General features: G+C 67.8%; 19 protein-coding genes and 2 pseudogenes. 11 read left to right on the top strand and 10 right to left on the bottom strand.

The genetic code is table 11. From position 1 onward, the window contains the following. Positions 1–15: 15 nt before the first annotated feature. Genes OP79_RS09395 through OP79_RS09380 form a run of 4 tightly spaced genes read right to left on the bottom strand, consistent with a single transcriptional unit; the run spans position 16 to position 3,027 of the window. Positions 16–1,338 carry an NADH-quinone oxidoreductase subunit D gene (locus tag OP79_RS09395; RefSeq protein ID WP_033319566.1) on the bottom strand — a complete coding sequence of 441 codons (1,323 nt, stop codon included), beginning with the start codon at positions 1,336–1,338 and terminating at the stop codon, positions 16–18. After that, complete coding sequence (locus tag OP79_RS09390; RefSeq protein ID WP_033319565.1) at positions 1,335–2,084, bottom strand: NADH-quinone oxidoreductase subunit C; 750 nt, start codon at positions 2,082–2,084, stop codon at positions 1,335–1,337. Before OP79_RS09390 ends, OP79_RS09395 begins: the two co-directional genes overlap by 4 nt. After that, on the bottom strand, positions 2,081–2,635 hold the full coding sequence (locus OP79_RS09385) for a NuoB/complex I 20 kDa subunit family protein (RefSeq protein WP_010041554.1): 555 nt from the start codon (positions 2,633–2,635) through the stop codon (positions 2,081–2,083). Before OP79_RS09385 ends, OP79_RS09390 begins: the two co-directional genes overlap by 4 nt. Before the next feature lie 32 nt (positions 2,636–2,667). Next, the gene (locus tag OP79_RS09380; RefSeq protein WP_033319564.1) at positions 2,668–3,027 is read right to left on the bottom strand and encodes an NADH-quinone oxidoreductase subunit A; all 360 of its coding nucleotides are present in this window, start codon (positions 3,025–3,027) and stop codon (positions 2,668–2,670) included. Between the two features lie 813 nt (positions 3,028–3,840). On the opposite strand from OP79_RS09380, the gene OP79_RS09375 reads away from it, so the two are divergent. Then, complete coding sequence (locus OP79_RS09375; RefSeq protein WP_033319563.1) at positions 3,841–4,686, top strand: C40 family peptidase; 846 nt, start codon at positions 3,841–3,843, stop codon at positions 4,684–4,686. A gap of 91 nt (positions 4,687–4,777) precedes the next feature. Here the strand turns inward: OP79_RS09375 and OP79_RS09370 are convergent, their stop codons facing one another. Beyond that, entirely contained in the window at positions 4,778–6,082 is a 1,305-nt protein-coding gene (locus tag OP79_RS09370; protein ID WP_033319562.1) for a geranylgeranyl reductase family protein, read from the bottom strand. A 98-nt stretch (positions 6,083–6,180) separates the two neighbouring features. Between OP79_RS09370 and OP79_RS09365 the strand changes: the two genes are divergently transcribed. Continuing rightward, positions 6,181–6,687, top strand: a complete 507-nt coding sequence (locus OP79_RS09365; RefSeq protein ID WP_033319561.1) for a GNAT family N-acetyltransferase — start codon at positions 6,181–6,183, stop codon at positions 6,685–6,687. Between the two features lie 183 nt (positions 6,688–6,870). Then, on the top strand, positions 6,871–7,182 hold the full coding sequence (locus tag OP79_RS09360) for a PASTA domain-containing protein (protein ID WP_033319560.1): 312 nt from the start codon (positions 6,871–6,873) through the stop codon (positions 7,180–7,182). Positions 7,183–7,220: 38 nt separating this feature from the next. On the opposite strand, the gene OP79_RS09355 is transcribed toward OP79_RS09360, so the two are convergent. Beyond that, positions 7,221–7,916, bottom strand: a complete 696-nt coding sequence (locus OP79_RS09355) for a demethylmenaquinone methyltransferase (protein ID WP_033319559.1) — start codon at positions 7,914–7,916, stop codon at positions 7,221–7,223. 224 nt (positions 7,917–8,140) lie between these two features. On the opposite strand from OP79_RS09355, the gene OP79_RS09350 reads away from it, so the two are divergent. Next, the gene (locus OP79_RS09350) at positions 8,141–9,220 is read left to right on the top strand and encodes a chitinase (RefSeq protein WP_033319558.1); all 1,080 of its coding nucleotides are present in this window, start codon (positions 8,141–8,143) and stop codon (positions 9,218–9,220) included. A gap of 18 nt (positions 9,221–9,238) precedes the next feature. On the opposite strand, the gene OP79_RS09345 is transcribed toward OP79_RS09350, so the two are convergent. The 4 genes from OP79_RS09345 to OP79_RS09330 form a co-directional block, all read right to left on the bottom strand. Further along, positions 9,239–9,691 carry an imidazolonepropionase-like domain-containing protein gene (locus OP79_RS09345; protein WP_033319557.1) on the bottom strand — a complete coding sequence of 151 codons (453 nt, stop codon included), beginning with the start codon at positions 9,689–9,691 and terminating at the stop codon, positions 9,239–9,241. A 27-nt stretch (positions 9,692–9,718) separates the two neighbouring features. After that, the gene (gene mqnC / locus OP79_RS09340; protein WP_033319556.1) at positions 9,719–10,918 is read right to left on the bottom strand and encodes a cyclic dehypoxanthinyl futalosine synthase; all 1,200 of its coding nucleotides are present in this window, start codon (positions 10,916–10,918) and stop codon (positions 9,719–9,721) included. 70 nt (positions 10,919–10,988) lie between these two features. Next, the gene (locus OP79_RS09335; RefSeq protein ID WP_078491695.1) at positions 10,989–11,654 is read right to left on the bottom strand and encodes a prepilin peptidase; all 666 of its coding nucleotides are present in this window, start codon (positions 11,652–11,654) and stop codon (positions 10,989–10,991) included. Positions 11,655–11,842: 188 nt separating this feature from the next. Then, a complete protein-coding gene (locus OP79_RS09330; RefSeq protein ID WP_033319554.1) occupies positions 11,843–14,839 on the bottom strand; it encodes a BTAD domain-containing putative transcriptional regulator in 2,997 nt (998 codons plus the stop codon). A gap of 328 nt (positions 14,840–15,167) precedes the next feature. Between OP79_RS09330 and OP79_RS09325 the strand changes: the two genes are divergently transcribed. From OP79_RS09325 to OP79_RS49665, 7 genes and pseudogenes are all read left to right on the top strand, one after another. After that, positions 15,168–15,809, top strand: coding sequence for a hypothetical protein (locus OP79_RS09325; RefSeq protein ID WP_051744534.1), 642 nt, complete (start codon positions 15,168–15,170; stop codon positions 15,807–15,809). Positions 15,810–15,811: 2 nt separating this feature from the next. Further along, entirely contained in the window at positions 15,812–16,879 is a 1,068-nt protein-coding gene (locus OP79_RS09320) for a hypothetical protein (protein ID WP_033319690.1), read from the top strand. A gap of 113 nt (positions 16,880–16,992) precedes the next feature. Then, the gene (locus OP79_RS09315) at positions 16,993–17,547 is read left to right on the top strand and encodes an SUKH-4 family immunity protein (RefSeq protein ID WP_033319553.1); all 555 of its coding nucleotides are present in this window, start codon (positions 16,993–16,995) and stop codon (positions 17,545–17,547) included. 108 nt (positions 17,548–17,655) lie between these two features. Then, entirely contained in the window at positions 17,656–18,210 is a 555-nt protein-coding gene (locus OP79_RS09310; protein ID WP_033319552.1) for an SUKH-4 family immunity protein, read from the top strand. A 146-nt stretch (positions 18,211–18,356) separates the two neighbouring features. Continuing rightward, positions 18,357–18,586 (top strand): annotated as a pseudogene (locus OP79_RS56860) (IS1380 family transposase); the annotation flags it as partial. A gap of 128 nt (positions 18,587–18,714) precedes the next feature. Next, on the top strand, positions 18,715–19,491 hold the full coding sequence (locus OP79_RS09305) for an alpha/beta fold hydrolase (RefSeq protein WP_033319551.1): 777 nt from the start codon (positions 18,715–18,717) through the stop codon (positions 19,489–19,491). 122 nt (positions 19,492–19,613) lie between these two features. Next, positions 19,614–21,015: pseudogene (locus tag OP79_RS49665) on the top strand (IS1380 family transposase). The last annotated feature ends 33 nt before the right edge of the window (positions 21,016–21,048 follow it).

Below are 21,048 nucleotides of genomic sequence, written 5' to 3'. Positions count from 1 at the left end.
CGGAAGGAGTGGTGGTCACCGGTCGACGCCTCCCATCACGGGGTCGATGGACGCGACGGCGACGATGACGTCGGCGACCTGGCCGCCCTCGCACATCGCCGCCATGGCCTGCAGATTGGTGAAGGACGGGTCGCGGTAGTGGACCCGGTAGGGGCGGGTGCCGCCGTCGGACACGGCATGCACCCCGAGTTCGCCCTTGGGCGACTCGACGGCGGCGTACGCCTGGCCGGGCGGGACCCTGAAGCCCTCGGTCACCAGCTTGAAGTGGTGGATCAGGGACTCCATCGAGGTGCCCATGATCTGCTTGATGTGGTCGAGGGAGTTGCCCAGGCCGTCCGGGCCGAGGGCCAACTGAGCGGGCCAGGCGATCTTCTTGTCGGCGACCATGACCGGACCGGGCTCCAGCCGGTCCAGGCACTGCTCGATGATCCGCAGCGACTGGCGCATCTCCTCCAGGCGGATCAGGAAGCGCCCGTACGCGTCGCAGGTGTCGGCGGTCGGGACGTCGAAGTCGTACGTCTCGTAGCCGCAGTACGGCTGCGCCTTGCGCAGGTCGTGCGGGAGGCCGGCCGAGCGGAGGATCGGGCCGGTGGCGCCGAGGGCCATGCAGCCGGCCAGGTCGAGGTAGCCGATGTCCTGCATACGGGCCTTGAAGACGGGGTTCCCGGTGGCGAGCTTGTCGTACTCGGGAAGGTTCTTCCTCATCTTCTTCACGAACTCGCGGATCTGGTCCACCGCGCCCGGAGGCAGGTCCTGGGCGAGGCCGCCGGGCCGGATGTACGCGTGGTTCATGCGCAGGCCGGTGATCAGCTCGTAGATGTCGAGAACGAGTTCACGATCACGGAAGCCGTAGATCATGATCGTGGTGGCGCCGAGTTCCATGCCGCCGGTGGCGATGCACACCAGGTGCGAGGAGAGCCGGTTCAGCTCCATCAGGAGCACTCGGATGATGGAGGCGCGGTCGGGGACCTGGTCCTCGATGCCGAGGAGCTTCTCGACGGCGAGGCAGTACCCGGTCTCGTTGAAGAACGAGGTCAGGTAGTCCATGCGCGTCACGAAGGTCGTGCCCTGTGTCCACGTGCGGAACTCGAGGTTCTTCTCGATGCCGGTGTGCAGATAACCGATTCCGCAGCGGGCTTCGGTGACCGTCTCGCCGTCGATCTCCAGGATCAGCCGGAGCACGCCGTGGGTGGACGGGTGCTGCGGGCCCATGTTGACGACGATGCGCTCGTCGTCGGCCCGGGCCGCGGTCTGGACGACCTCGTCCCAGTCGCCACCGGTGACCGTGTAGACGGTGCCTTCCGTGGTCTCGCGTGCGGCTGCTGACTGAGTGCTCATGAGTAGGACCTCCGCTGGTCCGGAGCCGGGATCTGGGCGCCCTTGTACTCGACGGGGATGCCGCCGAGGGGGTAGTCCTTGCGCTGCGGGAAGCCCTGCCAGTCGTCCGGCATCATGATCCGCGTCAGGGCCGGGTGGCCGTCGAAGACGATGCCGAAGAAGTCGTACGTCTCGCGCTCATGCCAGTCGTTCGTCGGATAGACGGAGACCAGGGACGGGATGTGCGGCTCACGGTCCGGGGCGCTGACTTCGAGGCGGATCAGCCGGTTGTGGGTGATCGAGCGCAGGTGGTAGACGGCGTGCAGCTCGCGGCCCTTGTCGCCGGGGTAGTGGACCCCGCTCACCCCCGTGCACAGCTCGAAGCGGAGGGCCGGGTCGTCGCGCAGGGTCTGCGCGACACGGACCAGGTGCTCGCGTTCGATGTGGAAGGTGATCTCGTCGCGGTCGACGACCGTCTTCTCGATGGCGTTCTCGGGGACGAGGCCCTGTTCCTCCAGGGCGCCCTCCAGCTCGTCGGCGACCTCGTCGAACCAGCCGCCGTACGGTCGGCCGGCGGGCCCCGGCAGCCGGACGGAGCGGACCAGGCCGCCGTAGCCGGAGGTGTCGCCGCCGTTGTTGGCGCCGAACATGCCGCGCTGGACGCGGATCTCCTCGCCCTGGTCGCCGCGCTGGCCGGGGAGGTTGGAGGCGGCCAGGTCCTTCTCGGGGTTGACCCCGTTGCCGCCTTTGTCGTTCGCGTCGCTCACCGCAGCAGGCCCTTCATCTCGATGGTGGGGAGCGCCTTGAGCGCCGCTTCCTCCGCCTCGCGGGCCGCCTCCTCGGCGTTCACGCCGAGCTTCGAGGTCTGGATCTTCTGGTGCAGCTTGAGAATCGCGTCCATCAGCATCTCGGGCCGTGGCGGACAGCCGGGCAGATAGATGTCGACAGGGACGATGTGATCGACGCCCTGCACGATCGCGTAGTTGTTGAACATCCCTCCCGACGACGCGCAGACCCCCATGGAGATCACCCACTTGGGGTTCGGCATCTGGTCATAGACCTGCCGCAGCACCGGCGCCATCTTCTGGCTGACACGTCCGGCGACGATCATCAGGTCGGCCTGGCGCGGTGAGCCGCGGAAGACCTCCATGCCGAAGCGCGCCAGGTCGTAGCGGCCGGCGCCGGTCGTCATCATCTCGATGGCGCAGCAGGCGAGGCCGAAGGTGGCGGGAAAGACGGATGACTTGCGCACCCACCCAGCGGCCTGCTCGACGGTGGTCAGCAGAAAACCGCTCGGCAGTTTTTCTTCCAGTCCCATGCTCAGTGGCTCCTCTGTCCCCTATCCGGGGTTCAGTCCCATTCCAGGCCGCCGCGCCGCCATACGTACGCGTACGCGACGAAGACGGTGAGCACGAAGAGCAGCATCTCCACGAGCCCGAATACCCCAAGGGCGTCGAAGGTGACGGCCCAGGGATAGAGGAAGACGATCTCGATATCGAAAATGATGAAGAGCATCGCCGTCAGGTAGTACTTGATGGGGAACCGCCCGCCGCCGGCCGGCGTGGGGGTCGGCTCGATACCGCACTCGTAAGCCTCGAGCTTGGCCCGGTTGTACCGCTTTGGACCGATAAGCGTGGCCATGACCACGGAGAAGATCGCAAAGCCTGCCCCGAGGGCTCCCAGTACGAGGATGGGCGCATACGCGTTCACCGCTCCTCGCTCCTCTCAGTCGGCATTGACTGCTTGCGGGGGTCCCCCCGGCCGGAGGCTGGGGAGGTTCGTCGGACTTCGCCCGCCCCACGAAGCTCACAGGCTCCGTCAGCTTCCCGAGACTCACAAGCCCCGTGCGGCTTCACGAAGATCGCGTACATGTGAAGCAGGTCACAAGCCCAACTGCCACGCATCTTATGCCTGCCGGTCTGTGATCTGCGACACGGGGTACGACAACGTCTTTGTGATCTCCACCACCTGGCGATCGATCATGAAGTCGGAGGTGCAGTGGCCTTCGTTCAGGAGGCGTCCGAGTGATCACCAGAAGTGACAATTTCGCTCGTTAACGCAGGTCCAGCAGTGTGGCCCATTACCAAGAGGCTGCAGCCACAAGCAAATTGGCGCTGGACACCAACACTTGGTAGAGGAACTCGTTCACACTTCGGGGGGAGTTGGGTCACCGGTGTGGACAGACGGGAGTGCGTGCATCCGTTCACGAACGGAACACGAACTTGAGATCCGACTGAGACACAAGAGTTGTCGCGGATCCGGCCGGCGTGTGCGACGCATCCACCGCAGCGGTCGTCCCGTGACCTGCGTCACACTCGAGGTCGGTGCGCACAAACGGGGCTTGGCCATCGGCCTCAACGAATGGTAAGCGGCGGGCAATTCGGACGTAATGCGAAAAGGCCTTGCTCAGGAGCCCGGTGGACGGTGTCCGCTATGCCCGATACGGCGTCAATAAAGAACGCCACGCCCGGGATTTTGGCGGTCCATTGAACAACTGTGGCGCACCACACGTTTCTTGAAGATATGGAGGAGCCCCTGATACCGGTTGGACTCATGTCCCACACCGCTCACATACGCAGCCACCGGAAACCCCGGCCTCGCAGCAGTTCGACGCTCGCGATGCGCGCCGGAGTTGCCGGTGGCGTCCTCAGCACCCTGGCAGTGGGGGCTGCGGCCGGATCGGCGAACGCGGCCGAGCCCGTGACCCAGACGATCGAACTGCCCACGCTCACGGCGGACCTGTCCGCCACCGTGGCCGAGTCCGCGGCTGCCACCCAGCAGGCCGCGGCCGACTACGAGCTGTTGGCCGAGCGTGACGCGGCCGCCGCCAAGGCGGCCAAGCAGGCCAAGGCCGACCTCGCCGACGCGAAGAAGAAGGCGGAGGCCAAGAAGAAGGCCGAGGCCGAGCGCAAGGCCGCCGCGGAGGAGGCCGCCTCACGGGCCGCCGAGCGGACCACCCTGACGGCCTCCGCGCCCTCGAGCTCCGCCGAGACCGATGTCCCGGCCCCGGCGAGCGGCAGCGTCGGTACGGTCATCAGCTTCCTCAAGGCACAGGTCGGCGACGCCTACGTCATGGGCGCCACGGGTCCCGACTCCTGGGACTGCTCCAGCCTGGTCCAGGCCGCGTTCAAGCAGGTCGGCGTCGACCTGCCGCGCGTCTCGCAGGACCAGTCGACGGTCGGGACCGACGTCCCGCTGTCCGACATCCAGGTCGGCGACATCCTGTACTGGGGTGGCAAGGGCTCGGCGTACCACACGGGTGTCTACATCGGCGGGGGCAAGTACCTGGACGCCGCGAACCCCAGCAAGGGTGTCGTCATCCAGGATCTGTCGGGCTACCCGGCGAGCGGCGCTGTGCGCGTTCTCTGACCCTCCGGTCACGCTGCTGAAGGGCCGCCTCCCCAGCGGGGGAAGCGGCCCTTAGACGCGCGCTCAGCCGGCCTCCCGGCCGGCCTCGGAGTTACGCCTTCGGGGCCACCTTGCTCAGCCCGTTGATGATGCGGTCCATCGCGTCGCCGCCCGTCGGGTCGGTCAGGTTGGCGAGCATCTTCAGCGTGAACTTCATCAGCACGGGGTGCGTCAGTCCGCGCTGCGTCGCGATCTTCATGACCTTCGGGTTGCCGATGAGCTTCACGAAGGCGCGCCCGAGGTTGTAGTAGCCGCCGTAGGTGTCCTTGAGGACCTTCGGGTAGCGCTGGAGGGCGAGTTCACGCTGGGCGGGGGTCGACCGGGCGTGCGCCTGGACGATGACGCCGGCGGCGATCTGGCCGGACTCCATGGCGTACGCGATGCCCTCGCCGTTGAAGGGGTTCACCATGCCGCCCGCGTCGCCGACGAGCAACAGGCCCTTCGTGTAGTGCGGTTGGCGGTTGAAGGCCATGGGGAGGGCGGCGCCGCGGATCGGGATCGTCATGTTGTCCGGGGTGTAGCCCCATTCCTCCGGCATCGACGCGCACCAGGCCTTCAGGACCTCACGCCAGTCCAGCTCCTTGAAGGAGGAAGAGGTGTTGAGGACGCCCAGGCCGACGTTCGAAGTGCCGTCCCCCATGCCGAAGATCCAGCCGTAGCCGGGCAGCAGCCGGTCCTCGCCCGGACCGCGCCGGTCCCACAGCTCCAGCCAGGACTCCAGGTAGTCGTCCTCGTGGCGCGGGGACGTGAAGTACGTACGCACCGCGACGCCCATCGGCCGGTCGTCGCGCCGATGCAGACCCATGGCGAGGGACAGCCGTGTCGAGTTGCCGTCGGCCGCCACGACCAGCGGGGCGTGGAAGGTGACTTCGCGCTTCTCCTTCGAGTCGATGTCGCCGAGCTTCGCGTGCACGCCCGTGATGCGGCCCGTGCGGTCGTCGATGATCGGGGCGCCCACATTGCAGCGCTCGTACAGTCGCGCGCCCGCCTTCTGCGCCTGCCGCGCCAACTGCTCGTCGAAGTCGTCCCGCTTCCGTACGAGTCCGTAGTCGGGGTAGGCGGCGAGATCCGGCCAGTCCAGCTGGAGGCGGACACCGCCGCCGATGATGCGCAGCCCCTTGTTCCGGAGCCAGCCCGCCTCCTCGGAGATGTCGATGCCCATCGAGACGAGCTGCTTGGTCGCGCGGGGCGTCAGCCCGTCGCCGCAGACCTTTTCGCGCGGAAACGCGGTCTTCTCCAGGAGCAGGACGTCGAGTCCGGCCTTCGCGAGGTAGTACGCGGTGGTGGAACCGGCTGGCCCGGCCCCGACGACGATCACATCGGCGGTGTGTTCGGAGAGGGGCTGGGGCTCGGTCACGGTGGGGTCTCCCCAAGACTCGAAATCAACGTGCCGACCGGCACTGGACATGGGCAGTCTATTCAGCGGTACTGATCACCCTGCTGAAGGGCCACTCCATGAACCGACCTTCCCCCGTGGTACGACTGCGCGTCCCCACCGACGAGGACGCGATCGCCTGGCACCGGATCTTCGACGACCCGGACGTGATGGAGTTCCACGGCGGAAAGCCGGCCGAGCTGTCCGTCTACGAGGAGTTGACCGCGCGGCAGCGTCGGCACGACGCCGAGTACGGCTTCTGCTTCTGGACCATGCTCGACGAGAAGGACGACGTCATCGGCTTCACGGGCGCCCAGCCGTGGCCGCACGCCTGGGGTCCGAAGGGCGAGATCGAGATCGGGTGGCGGCTCGGACGGGCGTACTGGGGCAAGGGGTACGTGACCGCGGCGGCGTGGAGCACGCTCGACCGGCTGCGGGCGGCGGGCGTCACCAGCGTGGTGGCGATGGTCAACTCCCGTAACGAACGCTCCATCGCGGTGACCAGACGCCTCGGTATGGCCCTCGCCGAGAGGTTCACCTCACCGGCCTCGCAGCAGATGGGCCACTGCTACCGGCTGGACCTCTGAGCCGTCTGAGCCGGTGACGCCTGCCGGGTCGGCCTCCGCGACCGGGTGGCCGGGTGGCCGGGTGGCCGGGTGGCCGGGTGGCCGGGTGACGCCTTGCCGGCGGCGCCCGGCTTCCGGCGGCGGGCGGCAGGGCTTACTCTTCCGGTACCGCTGGGGGTGACGTCTGTGCGTAAACCACCCGATGTGCGTGTACCGCGGCTCGTCGGTCTGATGGCCGTGGACGCGCGCGAGACGGCCGAGGCACGTGGCGTGATGCTCGCCGCGCCTGACCGACCCGACTTCCATCTGACCGTCGTCGACTACGTCGTACGCCAGTACCCGCTGCCCGGCACCGCGGTGCCACGCGGCGCCGTCGTCACCGTGTGGTTCGACTTCGGTGAAGGAGAGGGCGGCGGAGGCGCGGGGGTGCGCGAGCCGCGGCTGCCACGACCGCCGTCCGGCGGGCTGCAGCGCGAACTCGACGCGCCGGGCGACCCGTTCGAGGTCCTGAGGTAGCCGGATCCGTAGCGGTGGTGAACCAGGTCCCGTAGCGGTCAGGCGGGCTTGAAGCCCCGATGCAGCGCCACGATCCCGCCAGTGAGATCGCGCCAGGCCACCTTCGACCAGCCGGCCTTGCGCAGGCGCTCGGCCAGCGCGGGCTGGTCGGGCCAGGCGCGGATGGACTCGGCGAGATAGACGTACGCGTCGGGGTTGGAGGACACCGCCCTCGCGACCGGCGGCAGCGCGCGCATCAGGTACTCCGTGTATACGGTGCGGAAGGGCGCCCAAGTCGGGTGCGAGAACTCGCAGATCACCACGCGTCCGCCCGGCCTGGTCACCCGGTACAGCTCACGCAGGGCCGCGTCCGTGTCCTGTACGTTCCGCAGGCCGAAGGAGATCGTCACCGCGTCGAAGGTGTCGTCCTTGAAGGGCAGCCTCGTCGCGTCGCCCGCCGTCAGCGGCAGCCAGGGGTGGTTCCTCTTGCCGACCTTGAGCATCCCGAGCGAGAAGTCGCACGGCACGACGTACGCCCCCGTCCGCACGAAGGGCAGGGACGAGGTGGCCGTACCCGCCGCCAGGTCCAGCACCTTCTGCGCGGGCCGCGCGTCCACCGCCTTCGCGACCTCCTTGCGCCACCGCCGGTCCTGGCCGAGCGACAGCACGTCGTTCGTCAGGTCGTACCGTTCCGCCACGTCGTCGAACATCGAGGCGACTTCGTGCGGCTGCTTGTTCAGGGAGGCGCGGGTCACGCGCCCATTGTGGCAGCCGAGGGCCGAGCGGGGACGCCCGGCCTGACCGGCCGGGCCTGGATCGACGCCGAGCGTCCCGAGAGCCCTCGACTCCGCGAGGCACCTGTGCAGTCCCTGAGAGAGCCCGTCTTGTCTTCGTGAAGACCGGACGCTGTTGAGACGTTGCCCGTCCCCCGACGTACGTCACGAGAGAGGTGCATGTGCGACAGGGAAGTGGATGTGCAATGAAGAGTCTCCTGAAACCGGCTGCCGGGCTTGTCTTCGCGACGGCGCTGACCTGTAGCGGGTGCTCCTCGGACCCGTCACCCTCGCAGGCGGCCCCCGCACTTCCGAGAACGCCCGCCTCCCCCACGGAGACCTCGCCGGAGCCCCCGTCGAGACCGCCGTCACAGTCACCGCCGGAGACGTCCTTACCGGGCCCCTTGCCGAGTCCCGCGTACGCCCCGTACGTCAGCGCCACCGCGGCCTCCGACACCGAATCGGTGGGCTCCCCGTCGACGTACAACCTGGCCTTCGTGATCGCCGGCCGCGGCGGCTGCACTCCGACGTGGGGCAAGTACGGCATCAGTAAGGCGTCGGTGAAGTCCAGGATCTCGGCGTTGAAGTCGTCCGGCAGCAGCGTGCGGGTCTCCTTCGGCGGCGCCTCCGGCAAGGAGCTCGCCACGACCTGCAAGAGCGTCTCCAAGCTGGCCAGTGCCTACGCGGCCGCGCTCGACGCCGCCGGTGCGACGGAGGCCGACTTCGACATCGAGGGCCCCCCGTTGTCCGACTCCAAGTCGGTCGCCGTGCGCTCCAAGGCCATCGCCCTGCTCCAGAAGCAGCGCCCCGAGGTCCGGGTGTCCTTCACGCTGCCCGTGATGCCGCACGGCCTCAACAAGGACAGCCTGGCCGTGCTGAAGTCCGCCAAAGCCGGCGGCGTGCGGGTCTCCACGGTCAACATCATGACGATGAACTACGGCAGTTCGTACGACGACGACATGGGCACCTATGCGATCAAGGCGGCCAAGGCGACCCACAAGCAGCTGAAGAAGGTCTTCGGCCTCTCGCCCGAGGCCGCATGGAAGGCCCTCGCGCTCACTTCGATGATCGGCGTCAACGACGTCGACAACGAGACGTTCACGTTGTCCGACGCGGCCCAGGTCCGCTCGTTCGCCGAGGAGAAGGACGTGGCGTGGGTGTCGATGTGGGCGGCGGCCCGTGACCGGCAGTGCGCGCGCGGCAAGGCGAAGGCGAACGTCGCGCAGACCGACTGCAGCGGGATCAAGCAGCGTTCGGGCGCGTTCGCGGAGGCGTTCTCGGGCTGACCGCTGTCTGCCTGACCGCTATCTGCGCCGGTGCACCAGCCGCCCCGCGCAGACGGTCGCGACACACGCGCCGGTCTCGTCGAACACGGCGAGGTCGGCGCGCCCGGTCTGCAGGACCGCGGGCCGTCGCGCCGCGCTCGCGAGCACGACGACGTCGTTGCGCTCGGCGGCGGCCCGGAGTTCGGCCGTACCGGCGTACTCCTCCAGAACCGCCACCGCCCCGAGCTTCAGCACCGCATGCACCCGTTCCCGAGGCGTCGGCGCCTCGGGCAGCGGCCCCTCGTGGACGAGGGCGGGCCCGAGAACCCCGGGCCATCGCCGTACGCGAGCGCCCGGGAAGCGTTCCTGGAGGTCTGCGAGCGAACCCGTCGCCGCGACCCGTGCCCCTTCCACCACGACGGCTCCGTCCTTGACCGGAGCGGGATCGTCCCAGGCGTGGCGGAGCTCGTCCGCGGCGTGAATCGTCAGCACAGGAAGGCCAGTTGGAGCTGGTTGGAGTTAGTTGGAGGCGAGGAGCTTCAACTCGGGATGGGCCGTCCCGCCCGCGATCGCCGTGGACGAGATGTGCGACTGAACCCGCTCGTCGACGGGGTCGTTCGCCGGGTCGTCGTGCACGACGAGGTGCTCGTACGTCGTCGCCCGCTGCGCCGGCACCCGCCCGGCCTTGCGGATCAGGTCGATGATCTCCAGCCGGTTGGAGCGATGCTTGGCGCCGGCCGACGAGACGACGTTCTCCTCCAGCATGATCGAACCGAGGTCGTCCGCCCCGTAGTGCAGCGACAGCTGGCCGACCTCCTTGCCGGTGGTGAGCCACGACCCCTGGATATGGGCGATGTTGTCCATGAACAGCCGCGCAATGGCGATCATGCGCAGATACTCGAAGATTGTCGCCTGTGTACGACCCTTGAGGTGGTTGTTCTCGGGCTGGTACGTGTACGGGATGAAGGCCCGGAAGCCGCCCGTCCGGTCCTGTACGTCACGGATCATCCGCAGGTGCTCGATGCGCTCGGCGTTCGTCTCGCCCGTACCCATCAGCATCGTGGACGTGGACTCCACGCCCAGCCGGTGGGCGGCCTCCATGATCTCCAGCCAGCGCTCACCGCTCTCCTTCAGCGGGGCGATCGCCTTGCGCGGCCGCGCGGGCAGCAGCTCGGCACCGGCGCCGGCGAAGGAGTCGAGACCGGCGGCGTGAATCCGCGAGATGGCCTCTTCCACACTCACCTTGGAGATACGGGCCATGTGCTCGACCTCCGAAGCCCCCAGGGAGTGAATGACGAGCTGCGGGTACGCGGCCTTGATGGCGGCGAAGTGCTCCTCGTAGTACTCGACGCCGTAGTCCGGGTGATGCCCGCCCTGGAACATGATCTGCGTACCGCCGAGCTCGACGGTCTCCGCACAGCGCCGCAGGATGTCGTCCAGATCGCGCGTCCAGCCCTTGTCGGTGGCCTTCGGCGGCGCGTAGAAGGCGCAGAACTTGCAGGCCGTGACGCATACGTTCGTGTAGTTGATGTTGCGCTCGATGATGTACGTCGCAATGTGCTCCGTACCGGCGTACCGGCGGCGGCGTACCGCATCGGCGGCGGCGCCCAGCGCGTGCAGCGGGGCGTCCCGGTAGAGGTCGAGCGCTTCCTCCGGGGTGATCCGCCCACCCTCGGCGGCACGGTCGAGGACGGACTGAAGGTCGGCCTTCTCGGTCACCGCAGGGTCCCTTTCGGCGGGGTGTGGACGGACTGATCCAGCGTACGCCAGACGATTGGATCACCCGACGTCAGGCGGCGAGCGCCCCGATAAGGGTGCCGACGAAGGCGCCGGAGATGAGGAAGGGTCCGTACGGCACCGCGGTCTTGCGCCCACCCCTGCGCGTAACGACGAGCCCGACCGCGTAGAACCCCGCGAGAAAGAACCCGGCGAAGGCACCGAGGATCAGTACCGCCCACCCGTACCAGCCGAGGGCGGCCCCCAGCCAGAGCCCGACCTTCACATCCCCGAAGGCCACCCAGTTCGGATTGATGAGAAAACAGACGAAGAACCACCCGGCGTACGCGAGCCCGCCGAGCAGCGCGCGAGTCCAGTCACCGTGGTTCTCCGGCACCAGCGCCACGATCCCCAACAGCCCCGGCACGGCGACGGCCAGCGGCAGATTCACCACGTCGGGCAACCGGTGCACCGAGAAGTCGACCAGGGTGAGCAATACCCCAAAGGGCGCGACCAACAGCCATACGCCCAGCTCAGGCCGAGCACCGGTGGCAGCGGCGAGAGCGGCACACGCCAGCGCGGTGGCAACGACGACGAGCGGCGTACTGGGCCCATACGCCCGCCCCGCACACCGAGCCGGCCCAACCCAGCCGCGGATGTCATGCCCATCCGGACACTGCGCTCGCCACTCCTCCTCGGGCTCGACGGAGAGCCGATAGGCGGCGCGGGGCACGAGCATCCCGGCGAGGCCTCCCCAGAGGGCGGCGCCAAGAATCAAGGCCAGTTCCACGAGAGGCTCCCTGCCACTACCGCACCGCTGTGGGCGAGCGATCCGCTACCGCTGTGGACAGTCGTTCCGCTACCGCTGTGGGCAATCGTTCCGCAGGGCGGAACGGGTGGGCACAGCCACGAGCTCCGGGCAACTTGCTACCCAACGGCCGCAACACCACTACGCCAAGAGGGCAGCAACTCATCCAACAAAGCCTCAGTCCGCGGCGGCAGCCCCCGAGCCCCACTCCGCGACACCAGGTCCGCCGCAAGCCTCTGAAGCCGCGCTTCGTCCCCCGTGGCATGAGTGGCCCGAAGCAGCTCATGCCACAACCGCTCATCGCCCGGCGCGGAGCCGAGCGCCGCGTTCAGCGCCTCAATGGCCTTCCCCGCCCGGTTCTTCTCAAGATGGAACGCGGACAACGCCAGCCCGATATCAGCGACGAGCAAGGGAAGCTGCGCATCGATGATCTCGTGCGTAAGCCACCCGTACCGCCCCGCGGGCCGCTCCGCCAGCAACGGCCCCCGCACCAACACCAGCGCATCGGTCAGCAGCCGCCCTCGCACAGCCCGGCTGTCGACCCCGCGCCCCTGAGTCGCCTCGTGGTACAGCGACCGCAGCACATCCAGGTCGGACACCACCGACTTCGCCAGCTTGAGCCGCCCCGTCGAGTCGGTGCCAAGTCGCGGCGTACCGTCCGGATCGTTGCCCAGCCAGGCCCGCAGCCGCTCGACCAGCGCGTCCCGCACATCCTCGGTGACCCCGCGGGGCCACAGCGCGGACGACAGCACCCGAGGGTGCACGCCCTCCCGGTGCAGCAGCAGCAACGCCAAGGCCTCGTGCAGCAGCGGACTGCGCTCACCGTCCGGCGTATCGAGGCCGATGATCTCGTACGGGCCGACGAGTCGCGCGTACACCGCCGGCCGCCCCTGCTCGCTGATGTCGACGAGGAACGGCGGATCGGAGGCCGGACCGTTGTCCCCGCGCTCGGGATCCGCCTCGACGAACAGCTCGACGACGGCGCGCTGTTGGGCCACCGGCAGCAGCTGCGCGTCGAGTTCGAGCCCGAGGAGCGGCGCGAGGAGCTTGCCCTCGCTGGTGATCTCCATCTCCCAGGCGGCTCCGGGCAGATCGCCCGACTCCGTACCGACGAGATAGCCGATGCCCAACCGGCTTGCGTCGGAGGCGAGTTCGGCAAGCTTGACGGCGTCCTCGGCGGACGGTTCGGCGGCGAGGAGTACGAGGTGCGGGGCCCAACGGGTGTGCTGCGCGGGCCCCGTACGCCCGGTGAGGACGGAGTCGTGACCGGCGGCACCGAGCGCTCCGCGTCGCTGCCGCGTCTCCGCCTCCATGGTTTCGACGAGCGCCTCGATGTCGTCGAGGTGGCGGAGCCGGTTGGGCGCGAGGGGGGTGAGGTCGTGCCCGAAGCCGACGAGGGTGATCGTCATGCGGTCGGACCAGCCGTTGGTCGCCAACTCGGCGGCCACGGAGGCGAACACACCCGCCCGGTCCTCCTCGCTGCCGCTGAGCGAGACGATGCCGGGCACGGACTCCAGGTTGAGCAACAGCCGCGAGTCGTCCATCGTGCCGAGGCTGACGAGCCCGGGGTATGGGGCCGCCGTGTCGACGTCCTCGTACCGCTCGGCGTCCGCCCGTGACAGCATCCAGAACGTCTGGTCCTGCCCGAGCTGCCACGGCGCGGGCGGCCTCCCGGCGGGCTGCGCCAGTTGCAGGTGCAAATCCCCGTTGCTCATCCAGGCCGCGTACACGGTCGGCAACGGCCGCGACTCCTCCGCGAGCGCAGCGGCCAGCCCGCGCAGCGACCGGTCGAGAAGTCGTACGCCCTCGGGGTCGGCCCCCACGAGCAACGCGTCCTGCACATCGGCGGCCGTACCGGTGGGCGTCGGCGGCTCCATCATGCCGCGCCGCCCGCCGACGGCACCGAGGGCCGACTGCCACAGGGCCTGCCGACGCCGACGCCCGAGGGCACCGAGGAGCCCGGCGGCGAGGAGGGGTGCGCCGAGGAGGGCCTGCGGCAGCCCGAAGCCGCCGTCGTCTCCGGCCTCGGCGGCGGGAGTGGCGTGCTCCTGCCCTTGCCGGCCTTGGCTTTGGCTTTGCTGGCCCTGGTCCGGGGCGGGCCGCTGCTCGGGAACGGTGATGCGAGCGGTGTCATGATCAACGACCCCGCTACTACTGCCGCCCTGCTGCCCACTCCCCTGCTGCTGATGGTTGTCGCCCGTCCTGGAGTAGTCGGAGATCTGCTGCTGGACCTCCTTCGACACCTGCGGGGCCTCGTCGGGCATCTCGACGAGGTCGCCGCCGCGGGCGTCGCCGGGCATCTCCAGGATCCAGCCGGGCCGGATGAGACTGGCCTCGGAGAGCTTCGAACCGTCGGGCTGCGCGCGGTCCTTGTTGAGCTGGTAGATCTCCTTGTACCGCCGCCCGTCCCCGAGATGCCGCTCGGCGATCTCCCAGAGGGAGTCGTGATGGCGTCCCTCCGGCGGCTGGATCCGGTAGTACTTCGTGTCGCCGCCGTCGGTGGTGCGCCCGCTCTCGGCGGCGTGCGCGGCGTTCACGGCCTGCTCGGCCAGCGCGGCGGCGGCACTGGAGGCGGCCTGTTCCTGTTGTCCCAGCAGACCGGCGGGCGTCTGCTGCGCCGCGGCGACGGTAGGCCGCTGGTTCTCCTGCAACTGCTGCCCCAGCTGCGAGAGTCCGGGCGCGAAGCTGGCCGCGGTCGCGCCGACCAGCAACAAAGCGGCGACGAGCTGTCGCGCGAGCAACTGACTCGGCCCGGCACCGGGCACCCGGTTCGGCACCCCGACGCCGGACACGGCGGCCTTCATCTCCACCAGTACGCACGCGGTGAACTGGGCCCAGGCAAGCCAGACGAGAACGGTCAGCACATTCAGAAACGTGCCGGTCGTGATCTCCTGCCGAAGCCAGTCCAGACTCGGACTCCCGCTGGGCAGCGGCCACCCCATCTGCGTAGCCAGCGCCCCGGGCACCCCCACCAAAAGGACAGTCAGGGCAATAAAGGCAAAGAATGCCTTGATGAAATCCCCGAACGTACGCCTCCGTCGAGGCAAAGGCTGCGGCGTCCGATTCCGCGGACCCGGCGAACTGCCCGTCGAGCTGGAAGTGGTGCGTCGCGCCATGGCGGGTGTCCTGATGTCGTGTGTGGAGGGAGGCGTGCGGGGGTGTACTGAGCCTACTGAGATCTTAAGGAGGGTGTCGAAGGTCGGGCAGTGGACGAGGGCTTTCGAGCCGACCGCTTCCTCGCCATCCGCCCCCTAAGCCCGACTTGCGCAGCCGGTGGCCGACCGCACCACATCCGGGATGTGAGCCACTTCGCAACTGTCACGTCACACATCTCACGATCCCCACACAATCCCCCATCGCCGCTTCGATGCACGCTACTTGCCCCTGATAGCTTCGTTCTCTGTTGCACACGCCAGAGACGCCTGACACAGGGGGAGTTCACCCGTGGCCCGCCGCTCCGCGCCCATAGCCGCCACGTTCACCGCGACGGCGGCGCTGCTACTCACAGCTTGTGGTGGGGGTGATGAATCGTCTTCACCGGAGGACATCAAGGGGGCGGATACGGGATCGAGCAGTCCGTCGCCTTCGGCCTCCGCTTCCGCGGCGTCGGACGCGGAGCGACCCGCCATCAAGCTTCCGGAGAGTTTCCAGGCGAACTTCGAGGGCTGGACGAACAGCGACCCCGAGCTCCAGACCGTGCTCAATGACGGCAAGGAACGTCTCCGGGCTTCGTACGCCGCCATCATCGCCGGCGATCCCGAGGCCGACTCTCTGTCCTTCTACAGCGGGCAGGCGGCGATGAGCACCGGCTCCGCCTGGGTCAAGGGCTACAAGGGGCTGACAATCACCGGCGAAGTCAAGGTCTACGACCCAGAGGTGACCTATCTGGGCAAGAACAAGACGCGTGCCACGCTGTTCTACTGCGTCGACGAGAGCAAGGGCTACAGCAAGAACCTCAAGACGGGCGAGACCGCAGGAACCCCCGAGGGCGAGTCCCCAAAAGTGCAATACCGCACGAGCCTCGGAAAGGAAGCCAACGGCGTCTGGAAGACGATGACCGTCGAGACCGAACCGGGAGCGTGCTGATCATGCCCACTCCTCGCAAGGCTCTCGGAGGTCTGCTTGCTTCTGTGACGCTGACAGCGGCGCTGGCGCCATCACCGGCCCTCGCCCTCGGCGAGCCGGGACACGAAGGTGAGACGGGCGGCGACTCCGACGCCAACGGCAACATCTTCGCCTCTGCCACCCACTCCAGGATCAAGATCACCCGAGTCAGCGGCCCCACCGGAGGCAACAGCGGCAGCATCTCGTCGACTGACGTGAACTGGGAGCCGCCGCCCTGTTGGTACGAGCCCGTCTTCACGCCGGAACAACTCAAGGAGTTCTCGGAGACGTCCGGCCAGGGATACGTCAGCCCTCACGTGTCCTGGTACGGCGAGGGGCTGTGGACGGACCACTACCGGGACGGTAAGGACGCCACCAACTGGAACGACGACGAGCTGTCCACCGCCAAGGGCTACGACAACTACAACCTCGGCCAGGACGGCTACTTCTGGCGCGGCGTCGCACCGGACACCGCCGACCCGGAGTCGTGGAACTGCGACCGCGTCATGTTCTGGCAGGACGCCGGCGAGATCCCCGACGTACCGAACGCCCCCACGCCGCAGACCCTCGCCGAGTACGCCTACGACAAGGTGAAGGTCCCCGATACCGAGATCGAGCTGAAGCCGGAAGCCAAGTCCACGGTGAACCTGCCCACTTGGGTCTGGCTGGACAAGGGCACCTTCCAGGAGGTCGAGGTCCGCGCCGAGCTGCCCAACACCAACCTCTGGGCGGAGACGACCGCCAAGCCGGTCGCCCTCCACCTGGAGCCGGGCACCGAGGACGCCGAGACCTTCCCCGCCTCCGGCGACTGCGAGATCAACGACGACGGCTCCATCGGCACCCCGTACAAGACGGGCGACGGCGAGAAGACCCCACCGTGCGGCATCAGGTACCTACGGGCCACCAACGGCGAACCGTACGAACTGTCCGCCTCGGTGACCTGGGAGATCACTTGGGAAGGCGCCGGAGGCACAGGCGGCGACCTCCCGAACGGCACCTTCGAAACGACCCAGGACATGAACGTCCAGGAAATCCAGTCGATCAACCGCTGACACACCCCGGCGAAGGCCGGGCAAGCCCGACCTCGCGCTGCCGCTCAGCGAACTCGAGAACCACGGAAGCCGGCTGTGTTCCATCACCACCGTCTACGACGCCCTCGACGACAGTGAGCTTCGCTGTCACACCGGACGAACTCCTCAGCACGTTCGGCCTGTCGGGCGTCGTGTACTTCCCCCGTTACGAATCCCCCGACAACCAACTCGACACACGAACCGCGGACTTCCTCAGCCAGGTGGGACTCCCGCACGACGAGTCATTCAAGTCCAAGGCCAGCGTCGGCCAGGACGAGTCGATCCTCCTGACCGAGTGGTTCCGACCCGAGGACGGAACCCTGCCCGAGGAATGCCACTCATGGCTCGTTCTCGGCTGCTTCGCAGCCTCTGTCATCGCCCTTGACCCCCACACCGGCAATGTATACGCATTCGGCGAGGGCGAACCCTTGAGTGCCTGCACCCCGCTCCACCGCGACGTCGAATCTTTCGTGCATGCCCTGAACCTGTTCAAGAAATTCGACGAACACGAACGAGACGACGCCGCCGACATCGAGGAGCAGGTCGAGGAACTGCGCGCACGTATTCGTGCTTTTGATGCGACGCCCTTCGAAGACGACCAGTCGCAGTGGAATCTCATCCTCGACGAGGTCATCGAAGGCATCTGGTAAGCATCTGGCCACACTCACTTACGGAAGCTGTAGATAGCTGCTGCCATATCGGTACGTCAACGGCTTACACATGGCGCACGGAAAACAACTCCACGACAAGGTAAGATCGTGAACTTCTCGGTTGCCTCCGCCCACTTGGTCCAGGCCTACGGATTGAACAATGTTGTCTATTTTCCGCAATGCCCCGTCGCCAACTTCGACTCGCGCACAGTCAACTTCCTGAGCTCGGTGGGGATTCCTCATTCTGACGCCTTCACGTCTCGCGCAGATGTCGAAGCCCCCTATGAACCAGGAACTGACGCGATCACTCTGGGGAGTCGCTTCGACCAGGATGAAATGAACTGCCCTCCAGAGAGCCGGTCATGGTTGAAACTGGGGTATTTTTTCACATCACTCGTGGCTGTTGACCCCGAATCGGGAAAGGTGTACGCCTTCCCAGAAGGATCCATGGGCTACGTTCAGCTCCACCGGGATGTCGAATCCCTGGTGTACAGCCTCATCGAGTTCCGAAAGCTTGAGGTCGACCACGACAACGATGCCGACCCCGAGGAGCTGGCGACACGTTTCAAGCAAGTGGTCAGCGCCTTCGACTCCACTCCGTTCGCCGACGAGGACTCGCAGTGGAATCTGTCGCTCGAGGAGCTGGAGCACGGCATCTGGTGAGACCCGGACACTCGCACCGGAGAGGCGTTCCAGCCATCGAATACCCGATTGGTTAACCTCGCCGTTTCGGTTGGGTGTGGCGGCTGTCGGGGCGGAAACGCGAAAGTGCCTTCCTGATCTGGCGCAATAAACCTTGCTAAGGGGTTCTGTCGGTCCAGGCGGAGGGCACTTTCTACGTGCAGGGTATCGGGTTGCGTCCCAAGGTCTATGTAAGTGCCGATGATTCGGGGGTGGTCGGTTATGCCGGGGCACGGTTGCTGGCGGATCTCGCCGCGATGCCACTTGGCTGACCGCCGCGTACTCCACCGCTCTCAGGCCGCTGCGGCCTCGCGGAACCGGACATGATCCGGGACGGACCGCCACCGACCTGGCGGTGTGGCCTGACCGGCAAGATTCATCTGGCCTGCGACGCCTTCGGTCGCCCGCTCGCGCTGCTACGCCGTTGAAGCGAATCCTCAAGCCGACGGGATTCCGGGCCCGGCCCGGAGGGGGAGACCCAGCGTTGTGACAGGCCATGTAGCAGGACACGTAATTCCGTATGAGGTACAGGGCAACGGTCCGGAGCGAGTCCTCGCACTCCACCACTGGCTCAGCGACAGGTCGAGTTTCGGCCATCTGCGGCGGTACCTGGACGGAAGCGCGTTCAGTTACGCGTTCGTGGACTGCCGTGGGTACGGCGAGGCGATGGACACCCCCGGCACGTACACGATGGAGGAGGTCGCGGCGGACGCCCTCGCCGTGGCCGACGACCTCGGCTGGAACACCTTCTCGGTCATCGGTCACTCCATGGGCGGCAAGGCGGCCCAGCTGATGTTGCTGGACGCCCCCTTGCGGGTCCGTTCGATCGTCGGCATCTCGCCGGTACCCGCGTCCGGGTTTCCGCTCGAAGGGGAGATGTGGGAGCTGTTCGTCGGGGCCGTGGAGGATTCCGGCAACCGCAGGACGATCTTTGACGTCACCACCGGCAGTCAGCACGACGATGCATGGCTGGATGCCAGGGTGAGCGGCTCGGAACGCTCCTCGTCGGCTGCCCTGCGTTCGTACCTCGAATCCTGGACTCGCGGCTCCGACATCCACGAGCGGCTCGAGGGAAATCCGACCCCGGTGCTTGTCGTGGCTGGTGCGAACGACCCGGCGATGGGCCCTGACACCATGCGGTCCACCTGGCTGCAGTGGTATCCGAACGCCGAGCTCCAGGTCTTCAACGACGCCGGCCACTTCGCCCCGGATGAGAGCCCAGAGGCCCTGGCGACAGTGGTCGAAAGATTCCTCCGCCGGTAGCCTCCGCCTTTTACTTGCGGCGGCGTCCGGATCCAGAGCGGAAACGCGAAAGTGCCTCTCGAACTTGGGATGATGAGGCTTGTATAGGGCTCCTGTCACCACAACAAGAAGGCACTCTCTGCGTGCACACTACCGGGTCGCGTCCCAAGCCCGTCGTCTCAGCCGACGGCCGCGGGGTGGTCAGCCACGCCGGATCCCGCCTGCTGGCCGATCTCGCCGATGTCACTGGCCTGACCGGCGCGTTCACGGACGCGCTGCGTAGGCTGCGACCGCGTGGCTCCGGGCACAACCCCGGCCGGATCGCGGTCGATCTGGCGGTGATGCTCGCCGACGGCGGCGAGGCGATAGCGGACCTGGCCCTGCTACGGGACCAGACGGAGGTCTTCGGCCACGTCGCCTCCACTCCGACCGCCTGGCGCCTGCTGGCGGGCATCGACCCGGCCGCACTCGCCCGCCTGCGCTCGGCGAGAGCTGCTGCCCGGGAAGTCGCCTGGCTGCAGGCCGCCGAGGCCAGGAACGGCATACCCGCGGCCCGCGCCGGCGGACACGACCTGCCGGGCCTCGTCCTGGACATCGACGCCACCCTCGTCACCTGCCACTCCGAGAAGGAACAGGCGGCGGCCACCTATAAACGCGGCTTCGGCTACCACCCGCTGCTGTGCTTTCTGGACAACACCGGCGAAGCCCTGGCCGGAGTGCTGCGGCCGGGCAACGCCGGCGCCAATACCGCCGCCGACCACATCGCCGTCCTGGATGCGGCCCTGGCCCAGATCCCCGACGCCGACCGCCACGGCACCGAAATCCTCATCCGCACGGACAGCGCCGGAGGCGCGAAAGTCTTCCTCGCCCACGTCCGTGCACTGCGCGAGCGGGGTATCCACACCTCCTTCTCCGTCGGATACGCCGTCACCGATCCGATCCGCCGCGCAATCCAGGCCCTGCCCGACCACCTGTGGCACCCCGCCCTGGAGCAGGACGGCACCCTGCGGACCGGCGCTGAAGTGGCAGAACTGACCGGCATGGTGGACCTAGCGGACCACCCGGACGACACCCGGATCATCGTCCGGCGCGCGCCCTCACCCCGGCGCCCAGTTGTCCTTGTTCGATCTGGACGAGGGCATGCGCCACCAGGTCTTCCTCACCGACGCCCCGCACGGCGAAGGCTCCCTGCAGCATCTGGAGGTCCGCCACCGGGCGCACGCCCGCGTCGAGGACCGCATCCGCTGCGGAAAGACCACTGGCTTCGGACGCTTCCCCTCCCGCCAGTTCCAGATCAACGCCGCCTGGCTGGAGCTGTCCCTGACCGCCGTCGATCTGCTCGCCTGGGCCCAGGCCCTATTGCTGGACGGCGAGTTGGCCTCCGCCGAGCCGAAGAAGCTCCGCTACCGGCTGCTGCACGCAGCCGCCCGCATCACCCGCGGAGGCCGCCGCCTCCACCTGCGGATCGCCGCCAGCTGGCCCTGGCGACATGAGCTGGCGAACGCTTTCGCCTGCCTCGCGGCCCTGCCGAGGCCGGCCACCTGACCAACGGTGCTGCCTCTGCCCACCCACGATCCG

It is taken from the genome of Streptomyces yerevanensis (assembly GCF_000716805.1).
Lineage (GTDB): Bacteria > Actinomycetota > Actinomycetes > Streptomycetales > Streptomycetaceae > Streptomyces > Streptomyces flaveus.
This window is presented reverse-complemented; position numbering and strand designations above follow the sequence as displayed.

Coding starts and splice junctions, on each gene's coding strand:
- OP79_RS09385 (WP_010041554.1), bottom strand. CDS start 2,635: ATGGGACTGGAAGAAAAACTGCCGAGCGGTTTTCTGCTGACCACCGTC.
- OP79_RS09395 (WP_033319566.1), bottom strand. CDS start 1,338: ATGAGCACTCAGTCAGCAGCCGCACGCGAGACCACGGAAGGCACCGTC.
- OP79_RS09320 (WP_033319690.1), top strand. CDS start 15,812: ATGCCCACTCCTCGCAAGGCTCTCGGAGGTCTGCTTGCTTCTGTGACG.
- OP79_RS09365 (WP_033319561.1), top strand. CDS start 6,181: ATGAACCGACCTTCCCCCGTGGTACGACTGCGCGTCCCCACCGACGAG.
- OP79_RS09335 (WP_078491695.1), bottom strand. CDS start 11,654: ATGCTCGTGCCCCGCGCCGCCTATCGGCTCTCCGTCGAGCCCGAGGAG.
- OP79_RS09375 (WP_033319563.1), top strand. CDS start 3,841: ATGGAGGAGCCCCTGATACCGGTTGGACTCATGTCCCACACCGCTCAC.
- OP79_RS09350 (WP_033319558.1), top strand. CDS start 8,141: ATGAAGAGTCTCCTGAAACCGGCTGCCGGGCTTGTCTTCGCGACGGCG.
- OP79_RS09330 (WP_033319554.1), bottom strand. CDS start 14,839: ATGGCGCGACGCACCACTTCCAGCTCGACGGGCAGTTCGCCGGGTCCG.